Origin of the sequence: Gillisella taibaishanensis (genome assembly GCF_001938985.1) — a bacterium.
In the GTDB taxonomy this organism is placed as follows: domain Bacteria; phylum Pseudomonadota; class Alphaproteobacteria; order Rhizobiales; family Rhizobiaceae; genus Allorhizobium; species Allorhizobium taibaishanense.
Map to the genome: position 1 here is coordinate 665,124 of NZ_MKIN01000022.1, position 13,793 is coordinate 678,916.

11 protein-coding genes are annotated in these 13,793 nt (G+C 58.1%); 7 read left to right on the forward strand and 4 right to left on the reverse strand.

Translation table 11 applies throughout. The annotated features are described in order from the left end of the window. Nucleotides 1-15: 15 nt before the first annotated feature. Together BJF91_RS14275 and BJF91_RS14280 are read right to left on the reverse strand one after the other, a co-directional pair. Nucleotides 16-2,193, reverse strand: coding sequence for a TonB-dependent hemoglobin/transferrin/lactoferrin family receptor (locus BJF91_RS14275; RefSeq protein WP_075615133.1), 2,178 nt, complete (start codon nt 2,191-2,193; stop codon nt 16-18). A 268-nt stretch (nt 2,194-2,461) separates the two neighbouring features. Further along, a complete protein-coding gene (locus tag BJF91_RS14280) occupies nt 2,462-4,129 on the reverse strand; it encodes a formate--tetrahydrofolate ligase (RefSeq protein WP_075615134.1) in 1,668 nt (555 codons plus the stop codon). Nucleotides 4,130-4,761: 632 nt separating this feature from the next. Here BJF91_RS14280 and BJF91_RS14285 point away from each other — a divergent pair. Together BJF91_RS14285 and BJF91_RS14290 are read left to right on the forward strand one after the other, a co-directional pair. Beyond that, nucleotides 4,762-5,487, forward strand: a complete 726-nt coding sequence (locus BJF91_RS14285) for a helix-turn-helix transcriptional regulator (RefSeq protein WP_075615135.1) — start codon at nt 4,762-4,764, stop codon at nt 5,485-5,487. 35 nt (nt 5,488-5,522) lie between these two features. Further along, complete coding sequence (locus BJF91_RS14290) at nt 5,523-5,972, forward strand: hypothetical protein (protein WP_139310701.1); 450 nt, start codon at nt 5,523-5,525, stop codon at nt 5,970-5,972. 80 nt (nt 5,973-6,052) lie between these two features. Here the strand turns inward: BJF91_RS14290 and BJF91_RS14295 are convergent, their stop codons facing one another. Together BJF91_RS14295 and BJF91_RS14300 are read right to left on the reverse strand one after the other, a co-directional pair. After that, entirely contained in the window at nt 6,053-7,162 is a 1,110-nt protein-coding gene (locus tag BJF91_RS14295) for a DUF2333 family protein (RefSeq protein ID WP_075615137.1), read from the reverse strand. A 125-nt stretch (nt 7,163-7,287) separates the two neighbouring features. Continuing rightward, nucleotides 7,288-7,866 (reverse strand): thymidine kinase, encoded by a 579-nt coding sequence (locus tag BJF91_RS14300; protein ID WP_075615138.1) that lies wholly within the window; start codon nt 7,864-7,866, stop codon nt 7,288-7,290. A gap of 392 nt (nt 7,867-8,258) precedes the next feature. Here BJF91_RS14300 and choX point away from each other — a divergent pair, with 392 nt between their 5' ends. The 5 genes from choX to BJF91_RS14325 all read left to right on the forward strand — a co-directional run bounded on the left by choX (nt 8,259) and on the right by BJF91_RS14325 (nt 12,784). After that, nucleotides 8,259-9,215 carry a choline ABC transporter substrate-binding protein gene (gene choX, locus BJF91_RS14305; RefSeq protein WP_075615139.1) on the forward strand — a complete coding sequence of 319 codons (957 nt, stop codon included), beginning with the start codon at nt 8,259-8,261 and terminating at the stop codon, nt 9,213-9,215. Between the two features lie 303 nt (nt 9,216-9,518). Continuing rightward, on the forward strand, nt 9,519-10,364 hold the full coding sequence (choW, locus tag BJF91_RS14310; protein WP_075615140.1) for a choline ABC transporter permease subunit: 846 nt from the start codon (nt 9,519-9,521) through the stop codon (nt 10,362-10,364). Next, a complete protein-coding gene (gene choV / locus BJF91_RS14315; protein WP_075615141.1) occupies nt 10,361-11,398 on the forward strand; it encodes a choline ABC transporter ATP-binding protein in 1,038 nt (345 codons plus the stop codon). The genes choW and choV overlap by 4 nt, the downstream gene beginning before the upstream one ends. A 184-nt stretch (nt 11,399-11,582) precedes the next feature. Further along, complete coding sequence (locus BJF91_RS14320) at nt 11,583-12,335, forward strand: HugZ family pyridoxamine 5'-phosphate oxidase (RefSeq protein WP_075615142.1); 753 nt, start codon at nt 11,583-11,585, stop codon at nt 12,333-12,335. Nucleotides 12,336-12,466: 131 nt separating this feature from the next. Then, on the forward strand, nt 12,467-12,784 hold the full coding sequence (locus BJF91_RS14325) for an ArsR/SmtB family transcription factor (RefSeq protein WP_075615143.1): 318 nt from the start codon (nt 12,467-12,469) through the stop codon (nt 12,782-12,784). The last annotated feature ends 1,009 nt before the right edge of the window (nt 12,785-13,793 follow it).

Consider the following 13,793-nt stretch of genomic DNA (forward strand, 5'->3'; position numbering starts at 1 on the left):
TTTCCTGGAAACACTCTAGAACTTCTGCGAAATGGCGATCTTGAAATACCGGCCCGCTTCGGAATAAAGCGCGTTGGCGTTGGCGACATCCTTCACCTCAAGCGCGTCGTAATACTGCTTGTCGAACAGATTGTAGACGCCGGCCTGCAGCCGCAGCCCCTTGGTCTGTTCCGGCTCCCACCAGCCCGTCAGGTTGACGGTGCCGTAGCCGCCGGGCTTGGTGGAGGCATTGGACTTGTCGGAGACGGCGGCGGCCGCGACCATGCTGATATCGGTGCCCCAGGTTTCCCGCTCGTAACCGATGCCGACAATGGCCTTGAGCGGCGGCACGGTATCCAACAACACATCCGTATCGAGATCGGTGCCGCGCGCATAGAACATCGAGCCATGCAGGTTGATGCCATTGGTGAAGGTCTTGTGACCCTCGATCTCGACACCGCTGATACGGACATTGGCGCGGTTGATATATTCGTAGGTGCCGATGGCATAACCAGGCGTGCGGACCGGGTCTGACGTATCGATGAAATTCTTATAGCGGGTGGTGAAGGCGCTGATCCGGCCGCCGAAATCCTCATTGCCGAGATTGGCGCCGACATCGAAGCCCCAGCTGGTTTCAGGCTTCAGATCAGGATTACCGATCGAGCGGTAAAGCGGCGAATTGTCGTAATCGACATAGAGCTGGTAGGCATTGGGCGACTTGAAGGCGGTGGAAAACTGCGCGTAAAGCTCCGCATCCGGCGTCGCCTGCCATGCGGCGCGCAGCTTGGGCGAGATGTGGGCACCGTCCTGGCCGTCGGGCATGGTGCCCTTGTAGCTCGCGGTATTCTGCGGGTCTTCCTTGTACCAGTCGAAGCGCAGGCCTGGTGTCAGCGAAACGGGGCTGTCGCCAAGCGTAATCTTGTCCTCCACAAAGGCGCCGAGCTTGTAGGAGTTTATGTCCGGCGAATAGGCCTGGTTGATGTGGTAAAAGGCGCAGGCCGCAACATATCGGACCGAGCAACTGTCCGCGCCCGACAGGTAATAGCTGCTGGCGGTATATCTGACATCGGCGCCGAAAGTCAGCCGATGCTTGAAAACCCCGGTGCTGAAATCGGAATTGGCATAGCCGTTGAAGCCGATGTCGCGCTGTTCACTTTCCATGGAACGGTCGTAGATGCCGACCGGCGCGCTCAAGCGGTAGGCATTGGTGCCTTCAACACGAGTGGCGCGCTGCCAGTAGAGCGTTGCAAAAGCGCTGTCGATCCAGCTGTCGGCGGACGTGCTGTCATATTTATAATCCAGCGAAACCCGGTCACGGCCCTTGTCCTGGATATAGTCGTAGTCGCCGGCCCGGTAGGTCGTGCCGTAGGCGCTATAGGACTTGTAATCCTTTTTGGAATTGTAGCTGTAATGCTCCGCCGTGACGCCAATCGTGTTGCCGCCTTCCAGCTCCTGGCGAACCTTGAACAGAAAATTGCGGTCGTTATAGCTCATGGGATCGGCTTCGGTGCGGGTTCCCCTGGTGCCGCCGACATCTCCGGTCGTCTCGGTCTCGTGACCGTATTTGTAGGACGACTGGAACAGCACCGAGGTGTTGTCGAATTTCTTGGCGATGGCGCCTGATGTAGTCCAGGACCGATCGGAACTGTCATAGCCCAGCTTGGCGATGCCACCGAAGCTCTTGCCATCGCCGATCAGGTCTTCCGGCTCATAGGTATGCAGCAGCAGCGCGCCGCCGAGCGCACCGGAGCCCGCACGGCTGGAATCGGCGCTGTGCAGCACGTCCACAGACGAGAGCGAGTTGAAATCATAGGTGTCGGCGCCGCCACCGTAATTGTAGACGCTGTCAAAAAAGTAGGGAACCGGAATGCCGTCGATCGTGGTCAGCACCCGATCGGCCTCAAGGCCGCGAATGTTGACGCTCTTGGAATTCTTCACATAGGTCACGCTCGGCTCGACGGTGTTGCCGAGGTCGTCGATATCGTCGATCTGCTTCTTCTGCAGTGTCTCGGCATTCGTGCGGGTGGCAAGCGGCGTATCCTCTACGGACCCTTTGGGCACAGCCTGACCCTTGACGCTAATGGTCGTCAGCTGGGTTTCGCCCTCGTCCGCCGGTTTCTTAACCGCGTCTTGCGCCAGAGCCGAAACCGTTGCGACCACTGTGCACAAAGCGGTGCAGGTGAGCAGAAGAGGCCGAATTCCCCTAGAAGACATGGTGCTAACTTTCGATAAGGCGCGCGAAAGCACACGGCCACCGAATGTGTGGTCGATTTCGAACGCGAGTGATGGTCCCCGAAAAAGGCACAGCCGACTTGGCTGGCCTCAATTTGGACACTTATAAAACATGATTTTTTCTGTCAACATTAAAAACATGATTTAAAAACTCATATTTTTATTTCGGCGAAAACTACGCTATTTTCCAATGTATTTGGAAATAGGACGGCGCTTTCAGCGGCACTGGTCCGCGGCCTTGGGAAACGGGTTAGAACAGCCCTTCGACAAACCCCTGCTCATCGAGCCGGATGGTTTCGGCCGCCGGTTTGCGCGGCAGGCCGGGCATGGTCATGATGTCGCCCGTGATCGCCACGATGAAGCCCGCACCCGCAGACAGCCTGACTTCGCGCACATGCACTTCATGACCTTCGGGCGCTCCAAGCAGGGTTGGATCCGTCGAAAAGGAATATTGGGTTTTGGCAATGCACACAGGTAGCTGGCCGTAACCCATCGCCTCGAACTGGGCGAGTTGGTCGAGCACGGCGCGATCCGCCGTGACGCTGCCGGCCCGGTAGATCTGCTTGGCAACTGTTTCAATCTTCGCAAACAGTGGCATGTCGTCGGGATAGATCGGCTGGAAATCAGCCTTGCCGCTATCCGCCATGGCCTTGACCTTCTGCGCCAGTTCCTCGATGCCCGCCCCGCCCTCAGCCCAATGGCGGCACAGCACCGCCTCGACGCCAAGCCCGCTGGTGTATTCCTTCAGGGCCGCAATTTCGGCGTCCGTATCGGATAGAAAATGATTGATCGCAACGATCACAGGTACGCCGAAGCTGCCGACATTCTCCACATGACGACCGAGATTGACGGCGCCGCGTACAAGCGCTGCCACATCTTCACGACCAAGCTCGGCGCGTGCCACACCGCCATTCATCTTCAAAGCACGAACGGTCGCGACGATCACGGCGGCGGCCGGACGAAGCCCGGCCTTGCGGCATTTGATATCGAAGAATTTCTCTGCGCCAAGGTCAGCGCCGAAACCGGCTTCCGTCACGACGTAATCGGCAAGCTTCAGCGCCGCCTTGGTCGCCACCACGGAATTGCAGCCATGGGCGATATTGGCGAACGGCCCGCCATGCACGAAGGCCGGGTTGTTTTCGAGCGTCTGCACGAGATTGGGCTGGATCGCCTCCTTCAACAGCACCGCCATGGCCTGATGCGCCTTGATGTCACGGGCATGCACCGGCGTCTTGTCGCGCCGATAGCCGATGACGATCTGGCCGAGACGCTCTTCCAGATCGGCGAGATCGCGGGCCAGACACAGGATTGCCATCACTTCTGACGCGACCGTAATGTCGAAGCCGGTCTCGCGCGGGAAACCGTTGCGCACGCCGCCAAGCGCGCCGACCATGTCGCGCAGCGCCCGGTCGTTCATGTCGACCACGCGGCGCCAGGCGATGCGGCGAAGGTCGAGATCCTGCTCGTTGCCCCAATAAATATGGTTGTCGATCATCGCCGCCAGCAGGTTATGCGCTGATGTGATTGCGTGGAAATCGCCGGTGAAATGCAGGTTGATGTCTTCCATCGGCACGACCTGCGCCCGCCCGCCACCGGCCGCCCCGCCCTTCACACCGAAACAGGGACCGAGCGACGGTTCGCGCACGCAAACGACAGCCTTGGCGCCAATCCGGTTCAACCCATCGACCAGCCCGACCGTGGTGGTGGTCTTACCCTCGCCCGCAGGCGTCGGATTGATGGCGGTCACCAGGATCAGCTTACCGTCGGGCAGATCGGTCAGCGACTGCAGGAAAGCAGCGCCGATCTTTGCCTTGTCATGACCGTAAGGAGACAAGTCGGCCGGTTCGATACCCAGGCGCTGGCCGATTTCGCCGATCGGCAACTTCCTAGCCGCCCGTGCAATTTCAATATCCGACATCAGCCCCTAAACCTCTCGCATAGACAAATCCCCCAGCCGCGCCACGCAATGCGCGAAACACGACACGGATGTCTAAGCTCATAAAGCTCAATGCCTCTGGCAGGAAGTGTTTAGCACCGCTTTTCCATGGGAATCATGCACCGAATCCAACATTCCGTTCGTGCTCGTGTGCGCGCATCTCACCCTCCAGCTTTGAAGAAACCAACGTTATTACCTTGACTTCCGGGGGGTATTCGGGCTCATTAACAAAACTTGACAAACGGTTACAGGTTGCCGCGACTTCCTCAGACTATTAAGGTTACCGGGTCAGTCGAGGCTCGTTGACGATAATCTGCCGACCCGGTTTGCGCCAGTTAGAGACGTGACCGCGACACGGCAAATGCGTCGGCTACCGAGGTGCAGACGACGGAAAAAAGCCGTTACAGTGGTGAAGACAAATTGAACCGACCTCTTAATCGACGCTATAGAGATAGTGATTATAGTCCAGTGCATGTTCACGGGAATTTGAGGAAGATCCATTCAAAGCCCGTCAATCAGAACTTTCTAAAACTCAACGATGGGTTATATGATGTGCTTGCTCGTTTCGAGCGGTCGTTAATCCAGTCACCCACACCTCGAATTCAGTCGCCCCCATGTTGATCGCCGAGCGCCAATCACTGCTCAGTTCTGAAATTACCGCGATGGAGTCGCGCGATCATTGCACGGATGTGCTGCGGCGCGTGGCCCAGTCGTTCGGCATGACGCATGGCAGCATCATGCTCGTTCCCAGTCCGGGGGACGTGCGCCTCCTGCCGCTCGTGCTCGAATCTACCCTGCCAATCGAGTTCGGCCATGAATTCGACCGGCATCAATTCATTCGGTACTGCCCAATCGTGTGCAAATTTGCGGACTCGATCCTGCCGCGCACCTGGGACCTGAAATTCCGCAGTGATCCTGACATGGAAGCGGAATGGCCACCGGCGATGCGAGATCTTATGATGCGCTTCGGACTGGTTATCGGCGTGGTCTTCGTCTTCCCCTCGCCCGATTCAAAGTTGTATTTCGTCCGCTTCGATGGCGATCGCCCCCCCTTGGCGCAATGCGAAATGAACGAGCTCAGCATGCTCGCGATGACCGTGTTCGACCAATATGATCGCCTGCGCCGCAACGAGTTGATGCATGTCGACGTACTCTCCGCGCGTGAGCTGGAAGTGGTGCGCTGGACGGCACAGGGAAAGACTTCGGTCGAAATAGGTCAAATCCTCTCCTTGTCTGACCACACGATAAACGCGTATATGACGACAGCTATGAAAAAGCTTGATTGCGTGAACCGAACGCAATTGGTAGCAAAGGCCATAAGGCTGAAGATCATTCAATAGATATGCGCTTCGGTCAGGCCGACAGGAGGTTTGACTTGGCTTGGCGTTCCTACGAAACGCGACATCGCCCACTTGAAAACTATCATGCGATCGGGCTGCATGAATGCGACGTCATCGCCCTCGCCCAGGCCATGCAACTTTGCGGCTTCTGGAAATTGGATATCGATAAGGGCCTTTTTTTCGGCACCAAGCAGATTTCTGACATTTTCGAAATCGAGCATATCGAGGGGCCGATGAACATTCAGCAACTCGCAGAGCGCATTCATCCCGATGACCTCGACCATGTCTCGGAAACTTATTTTCGGGCCTGCTCGGCACGCGGCAGGTTCCACACCATTCACCGGATCATCACCTCGACAGGGGTCGTAAAACACATCCGCTCCGTCGGTCTGCATCGCGCGACAGACATCGGGTCGGGAGAATATCGCGGCATGCTGCACGAACTGTTTCCGCTGCAGCCGATGGCGAGTGTCGTGGCACTATAATCAGGCCGCATTGATCTCTTGATCGAAGCAAAACAGGCTAGGAGCAAACGGAGCGGTCGACGCTCCGTTTGCTTATGAAATCAGCGCTGCAGCACCGCGCGCAATTCCACCATATTGGCCCGTACCCGCAGCGTGTAGAACCCCATGGTCGAAAGGTGGTTCGGCATGAAAATGCCATCCTCGCTGCCGTTTGACACGATCAGCGGCTGGATGCGCAGCGCCGACTCGAACTGCTTTTCAAGCTCGGCCCAGATTGCCGTCAGATTGCGCTCGCGCACCACGTCGATGAAATCAGCCCGGGCTGCCTGGAAAAGCGCGTACTGCCCATAGAGCTGACCATAGGCGAACCAGAAACGGTCGTCGGCGCGCGTATCGAACCAGCCGCCGCCATGTTCTTCAGAGCGCCTGCGCAGGATGTCTGACGTATTGCCGAGATCGCTGGCCAGCCCGTCGAGCAGCTTGACGAGATTGTCGGCGCGCGCGTCGAACACGGCGTTGCAGGTCTCAAGCGAGGAGTTGAACTTGCGCCAGCTGCTGATCGCGGCTCGGTAGTAGCTCGGTGTCGGCGTCTTGAAGCCGAACGGATTGGCGCCGAAATACCAGGTGCCCTCGTTGAATTGGATATTGCCGCGCGCGTCCTGCAGGTCGGTATTGATGCCCGATGTGCCGCGCACACGGCCCAGATCGTCAGCCAGCACGATACCGACGCGACGCGCCACTTGGTTTACGCCGCGCTGGAACGAAGCCTTGTTGTCGAAGAACGGCGTGTCGTCCCAATCCAGCCCGAAGAAGCCGAGCTTGTAGAGCAGTGCCGAGGACACCCAGTCGTTCTGGTTGACATTGAAATCGGTCAGGTCAGCGACCGTCGTCACGATCGCCGAATTTTGGCAGGTACCAGGCTTGTCGCCCACCTGCTGGCCTGCCGCCACTTTGCGATCGGCAAAGCCATAGGCCTTGGCAAAGGCCGGATCGAAACCGTTCCAGACCTGGGTGCGCCAGAAGAACTGGGCATAGGCCGCAATCAGAACCAGCACGACCAGCGCCACGGCGCCGCGAAAAAGATATGCCCGCCGTCCGGCCTCGCTGTGGCGGGCACGCAGAGGCCAGGCCACCGCCGTGTAGAGAAGACTGCCCGCACGCCGTACCGCGCCCCACAGCGCCTGCAAAACCCGTCTTAGCGCATCCAGCATATGCTTCGTCTCCCGTTCAGCACGCGTGCCATCGTCGCTCAACAGATATGTCCGCGGTGCAGCAATGACAACGTGAGGCGAGATTTTTTAACGGAGCCGGTTTGCCGCAGCTGGCCTTTGCCGCCTTAACCGTTGAACAATTCGTCCCAATGCAGCCGGCAGAAGGACATGTATTTCTCGTTGCCGCCCACCTCGATCTGCGCGCCCTCGCGCATCACCTTGCCCTCGGCATTGAAACGGGCGTTCATCGTTGCCTTGCGGCCGCAATGGCAGATCGTGCGAATTTCGCGCAACTCGTCGGCAATGCCGAGCAGCAGGCGCGAGGCCGGAAACAGTTGACCCTGGAAATCGGTGCGCAGGCCGTAGGTCATGACCGGAATGTGCAGCCGGTCGGCAATGCGGGCCAACTGCCAGACATGATGCTCGCCCAGAAAATTGGCCTCATCGACGAAAACGCAGGCCAGCGGCTCCTCGGCATGCATGGCCTCAACCACCGCAAAAAGATCCGTCTCCGGCTCGAAGGTCTGCGCCTCACTCGACAATCCAATGCGAGAGGCCACCCGGCCTCGTCCGGCGCGATCATCAAGGGCAGCCACGAAGATTACCGTGCGCATGCCGCGTTCCTGATAATTGTAGGAGGCCTGCAGCAGCATGGTGGATTTGCCAGCATTCATCGCGGCGTAATTGAAATACAGCTTGGCCATCGCCGTCGTCTTCCTTCGTCGACAGCATCATCCGTTATCGATGGCACGATGCTGTCACGCTTCAAATCTACTCAACGCCGCCTTCCCACCACAAAAGCCAGCGCGATTGAACCCGCAAATATGGCTCGTCCAAAGCTTTCTGCCGCCGCGGCCCGCCCCCGGATTATTTTCCGACACCCCGTTGCCCGCATCAGACACAAAAAAAATTTATGCCGCGGTTTGAAGAAGGTTTGTGCGAGCCGATTCCCCTGATTTTGCGGCACTGCGGCAGTTTTTCGCATGCAGGATGACAAAATGTCGCAAATGCCCCCTATGGACCGGCGCGAACACGCAGGCTTGCCTCACCTGTTTATGTATTCATAATGGTGGGAACTAAAAAAGGGAGCATAATAATGCCGATTGCCAAGACTCTGAAATTTGCAATGACCCTGGCTGGATGCGTCGCAGCATTCACCCCGGCAGCCTTTGCAGCGGAAGCCGCCAGCTGCGGCACCGTGCGCATCTCCGATGTCGGCTGGACGGACCTCGCCTCGACCAATGCCTCCCTCGTCACCGTTCTGGACGCGCTGGGCTACAAGACCGACGTCAAGACGCTTGGCGTGCCTGTCACCTACTCCTCGATGAAGAACAAGGATATCGACGTCTTCCTCGGCAATTGGATGCCGGCCCAGAAGGAAGCCATCCAGCAATATCTCGACGACAAGTCGATCGACAGCGTTGCCGTCAATCTCGAAGGCGCGAAATACACGCTGGCCACCAATGCCGCCGGCGCCAAGCTCGGCATCAAGAGCTTCAAGGACATCGCCGCCCACAAGGCCGATCTCGACGGCAAGATCTACGGCATCGAGCCGGGCAATGAAGGCAACGGCATGATCGTGTCGCTGATCGATGCCGACAAGTTCGGCCTCAAAGGCTTCAACGTGGTCGAAAGCTCCGAACAGGGCATGCTGAGCCAGGTCACCCGCGCCGACAAGGAAAACAAGCCGGTCATCTTCCTGGCCTGGGCACCGCATCCGATGAACACTGCTCACCAGATCACCTATCTCGCCGATGGTGACGACACGGTGTTCGGCCCCAATTATGGCGGCGCGACCGTCTACACCGTTGCGCGCGGCGGCTATGCCAAGGAATGTCCAAATGTTGGCAAGCTCCTCGGCCAGATGAAGTTCTCGCTCGACATGGAAAATGCCATCATGGGCAAGATCCTCGATGACGGCGAAGATGCCGACAAGGCCGCCAAGGCCTGGCTGAAGGCCAATCCTTCGGTCATCACCCCCTGGATGGCCGGCGTCACCACGAAGGACGGCAAGGACGGCCTCGCTGCCGTCAAGGCCAAGCTAGGCCTCTAAAGTCAGAGCATCGGCCGAAAAGTGGGAACAGGTTTCGGTACATCCGATGCGAAAGCAAAAGCTCACAGCATCGTGCCGATTCTGGTTCGCGGCCCGGTGCTGTAAGAACCACAGCGCCGGGGCAGATTTGCAAAGATCCGCCTCGGCACGCTTTTCCTGACTGCATGACGGTTGCGCTGGATCGGCCCGCGCGCCACCATGTGGAATTATAAATATTACAGCCTGCCGGGATGCATGCCGCTTCATCAGAGGACGCAAATCCAGGCACATGGCGCTGTAGTCTCATTTCAAGGATGCGTTTCAGTGGATTGGCTGACTGATTTCAAAATCCCCATCGGCTCCTGGGCTAAGATCTTCGTCGACTGGCTGACAGCCAACGGCGCCTGGTTTTTCGATTGGCTCTCACATGTGATTTCCGGCAGCATCGACGGGGTGCTCTTCCTGCTGCAATTCCCCCCACCGCTGGTGGTCGCGCTTATTATCAGCATCATCGCCTGGCTGCTGCGCCGCTCTGTTATCGTTGCCATCTTCACCTTTCTCGGCTTGGCGCTGATCATCAACCAGGGCTATTTCAAAGAAACCACCGAGACCCTGGCGCTAGTGCTTGCCTCCACCGCCGTCTGTATGATCATCGGCGTGCCACTTGGCATTCTCGCCGCCCGCCGCGCCTGGATCTATGCGCTGATGCGCCCAGTGCTCGACCTGATGCAGACCATCCCGACCTTCGTCTACCTGATCCCGGCGCTGATCCTGTTCGGGCTCGGCATGGTGCCCGGCCTGATCGCCACGGTGATCTTCGCGGTGCCTTCGCCGATCCGGCTGACCAGGCTTGGCATCGTCTCCACGCCGTCCTCGCTGGTCGAAGCCGCCATTGCCTTCGGCGCAACGCCAACTCAGGTGCTGCGCAAGGTGGAACTTCCCTATGCCCTGCCGCAGATCATGGCGGGCCTCACCCAGACGATCATGCTGTCCTTGTCCATGGTTGTGATCGCCGCGCTGGTCGGCGCCAGCGGCCTTGGCGTGCCAGTCGTGCGGGCGCTGAACACCGTCAACATCGCCAAGGGCTTCGAGGCGGGTCTCTGCATCGTCATCCTGGCGATCATTCTGGACCGAATGTTCCGCATTCCATCCGCGGGAGACGACCAATGAGCGACGCCGTCATCTTTGGAAATGTCGATATCATCTTCGGCGATCGTCCGGAAAAAGCGCTGGCCATGGTCGACAAGGGCAAAACGCGCGACGAGATCAACAAGGAAACCGGGCTGATCCTCGGCGTCGCCAATGCCTCGCTGACGCTCAAGGAAGGCGAGATCCTTGTGTTGATGGGGCTATCAGGCTCGGGAAAGTCGACGCTGCTGCGCGCCGTAAACGGCCTCGCCCCTGTCGTGCGCGGCTCCGTATCGGTCAAGTCGCGGGACGGTTTCGTCGATCCCTACCAGACGAGCCGCAAGGCGCTGCGCGACCTGCGCATGCACAGCGTCTCCATGGTCTTCCAGCAGTTCGGCCTCTTGCCATGGCGCACGGTGGCCGACAATATCGGCTTCGGTCTCGAGCTTGCTGGCGTCGGCGAGAAAGAGCGGCGAAAGATCGTTGCCGAGCAGCTGGAACTGGTCAATCTCAGCCAATGGGCTAACCGCAAGGTCGACGAACTCTCGGGCGGGATGCAGCAACGCGTCGGCCTTGCCCGCGCCTTTGCGACTGGCGCGCCGATCCTGCTGATGGACGAACCCTTCTCGGCTCTCGACCCGCTGATCCGCACCCGGCTTCAGGATGAATTGCTGGAATTCCAGACCCGGCTGAAAAAGACCATCCTGTTCGTCAGCCACGATCTCGACGAGGCTTTCCGGATCGGCAACCGCATCGCCATCATGGAAAGCGGCCGGATTATCCAATGCGGCACGCCGCAGCAGATCGTTCAGAACCCGGCCGATCAGTATGTTGCCGATTTCGTGCGCAACATGAACCCGATCAACATGCTGACAGCCCGCGACGTGATGAGCGGTGTAACGAACACCGGCGGCGGCGTGACTGCCACGGCCGCACCTGAAACACCGCTGATCGACATTCTCGACGCCATGGCCCGACAGCCCGGCATGGTCGGCGTGGTGGAAAACGGTGCCATCATCGGCGCTATCGGCGCGCAGGATGTTGTCTCGGCGCTAACACGGCACCGCCAGAACTAGAGTTCGTCAGAAAAAGTGGAATGCGGTTTTCCGTCCGGGATGCATTTACACAAGGGCTTAGTGCCTTCAACAGACAAAGACAGGGTCGCGGCAACGCGGCCCTGTCTTTGTTATGGCGGCTTGTCGCTGTTGGGGCGGTTGGCTATCGTGCAGTCCTGCATCATTCCCAATAGATGAGTCTGCCATGACCGCAAGTGCCCCTCCCATCCGGCCCTCCCCCATCCGGCCGACCGATGACGAGGCCCGGAAACAGGCGCGCATCCTGTTGCGTGGTGCTGTGCATGTCGCGCTTGGCGTGATCGATCCCGAGACCGGCGGCCCATTCGTCAGCCGCGTCGCGCTCGGCACGATGCCTGACGGTACGGTGATCTTGCTGGTGTCGCGGCTGTCGGCCCATACAAAAGCGATGCTGGCGGATGCAAGGGTATCGCTTTTGGCGGGCGAGCCCGGCAAGGGCGATCCGCTCGCCCATCCCCGTCTGACCGTTCAGTGCCTGGCAAAGCCTGTCGAGACCGATAGCTCGTTGCACGAGGCGATGCGCAGCCGCTTCCTCGCCCGGCATCCAAAGTCGAAACTGTATATCGATTTTCCCGATTTTCTGTTCTTCGAGCTGACGCCACAACGGGCAGCTCTCAACGGCGGCTTCGGAAGAGCGTTTCTTCTGAGCGGCAGCGACCTGATGATTCGCAAACGCCTAGCGTTCCCAAACGGGAAAACCGAGGCTCAAACCATACAAGATTTAGGGTATGCTTTGACTGCAATTGTTAAAAATCCCCCTCACATTAAGGGTGTGAAGCGGGATGGAAAAGTCCAAATCTGCGGTCTGGATGCCGCCGGAATCGACTTTTTTTGGGGTAATTCGTTGATTCGCAGCGAATTTGACGTCGAACTCGATCGCCTCAAACTGCCAAATTTACCAAATCCTAATAAAGGCTAGGCGATACCTTAAATTTAGGCATATACAATCCTACTCATATTGGTAGACTTTAATCGTAGGGTTAATTGTGGGATTGCAACAACCGGCCTGCCATGTGTGCAGGCTCAATCGCTTCAAAGGAAGACCGAGAGATGAAAGCCAATGACTTGTCTGATCACTCAAATGCAGCTGCTGGCCTGCTAACGGCCATGGCCAATCCAAAGCGACTGATGATATTGTGCAGCCTCGTTCAAGGTGAAGTTCCGGTCGGTGTTCTCGCATCGCAGGTCGGTCTTAGCCAGTCGGCCCTGTCTCAGCATCTTTCCAAGTTGCGAGCTCAGAAACTGGTAAAAACCCGCCGTGACGCTCAGACCATCTACTACTCCAGCACCTCGGATGCGGTCATGAAGGTTCTCGGCACGCTCGAGGATATCTTCTGCCATCAGGAAGCCAGCCGCAACGCGGCCTAAATGATAACGCTGGCATAAAAGCGTAAACTAAATTAGTTGGCGGCGTGGCGATTAATTCGCGCAGGCCGCCCCAAAAAAGATCACATAAATTAGCGGTATACTCCTGCGACTTCCTCCCGCATGAGTAGAAACGCCCCATTTATTTTAACAAACTCTTACTCACATGCATTACGCGTAGAAGTGTAATTCCGATCAGTCGCAGCGATGCGGCACTTATTAGATCAGTACATATTAGATAAGTCTTTAGATTTGCTGCATAACGCCTTAAACCGGTTAGGATTTAAGAGTTATGCAGCAGCCTTCCCTGCCTGCAGCGTGCACGACCTGCGATCCGTTGCTCCCATTCAACGCCGCCAGCCGAGATTGCGTTGAGCGCTCAAGACCTCCCGTCTCTGACGGCCTTTCCTGACACGAAGCTGAACACCGGCGCCCTACACCTGTCGAACCAATTCCGGCGATCCATCAAGGTAAGCGTTTTCTTAATAAACCAGTCGGCAATCGAAAATGCCTTGCGACTTTAGGCGCGGCTTTGAACGGCAACATTCGTCCGCCGGCCAATTTGTATTCGAGCCAGGCGACAGCGCTCTCCCAACCAAAAACAGGCCCCGCCCCCGCGACTGCGGGACGGAACCTGTCATGGCCTTGGCCGATCGCCGCCAATCGAACTGCCCTTCGATTGGTCTCTGATCATCGATGCATTTGCCCATGGTGAGCTTGCCCGGGCCTTGCCCAGGAGTTGAAGGACCGCACACCGTCCCGCCTCGGAACAAGCTTTGTCATCTTCCCAGTGGTTTCCCGCTGCTTTTTGCGCTCCGGCGCATCTGCCTGCTTGACGGCACAAAGTCGGCTGCTAATTTGACCGCGCGGTCAAATTATGCGGCATGATCGGTCTTCTCGGATCTGTCCGGAAAAAGGGAAACCAGGTTTCCAGACAACGGGCGCAAGAACCCGCTCCGCAGCTGATCGAGCCACTCGCTATGGCCCCCGAAACAACCGACAGGGCCCGCGA

What these genes read in the sequence shown, in the direction of transcription:
- BJF91_RS14275 (WP_075615133.1), bottom strand. Translation starts at nt 2,193, where the DNA reads ATGTCTTCTAGGGGAATTCGGCCTCTTCTGCTCACCTGCACCGCTTTG.
- BJF91_RS14280 (WP_075615134.1), bottom strand. Translation starts at nt 4,129, where the DNA reads ATGTCGGATATTGAAATTGCACGGGCGGCTAGGAAGTTGCCGATCGGC.
- BJF91_RS14285 (WP_075615135.1), top strand. Translation starts at nt 4,762, where the DNA reads ATGTTGATCGCCGAGCGCCAATCACTGCTCAGTTCTGAAATTACCGCG.
- BJF91_RS14295 (WP_075615137.1), bottom strand. Translation starts at nt 7,162, where the DNA reads ATGCTGGATGCGCTAAGACGGGTTTTGCAGGCGCTGTGGGGCGCGGTA.
- BJF91_RS14300 (WP_075615138.1), bottom strand. Translation starts at nt 7,866, where the DNA reads ATGGCCAAGCTGTATTTCAATTACGCCGCGATGAATGCTGGCAAATCC.
- choX (WP_075615139.1), top strand. Translation starts at nt 8,259, where the DNA reads ATGCCGATTGCCAAGACTCTGAAATTTGCAATGACCCTGGCTGGATGC.
- choV (WP_075615141.1), top strand. Translation starts at nt 10,361, where the DNA reads ATGAGCGACGCCGTCATCTTTGGAAATGTCGATATCATCTTCGGCGAT.
- BJF91_RS14320 (WP_075615142.1), top strand. Translation starts at nt 11,583, where the DNA reads ATGACCGCAAGTGCCCCTCCCATCCGGCCCTCCCCCATCCGGCCGACC.
- BJF91_RS14325 (WP_075615143.1), top strand. Translation starts at nt 12,467, where the DNA reads ATGAAAGCCAATGACTTGTCTGATCACTCAAATGCAGCTGCTGGCCTG.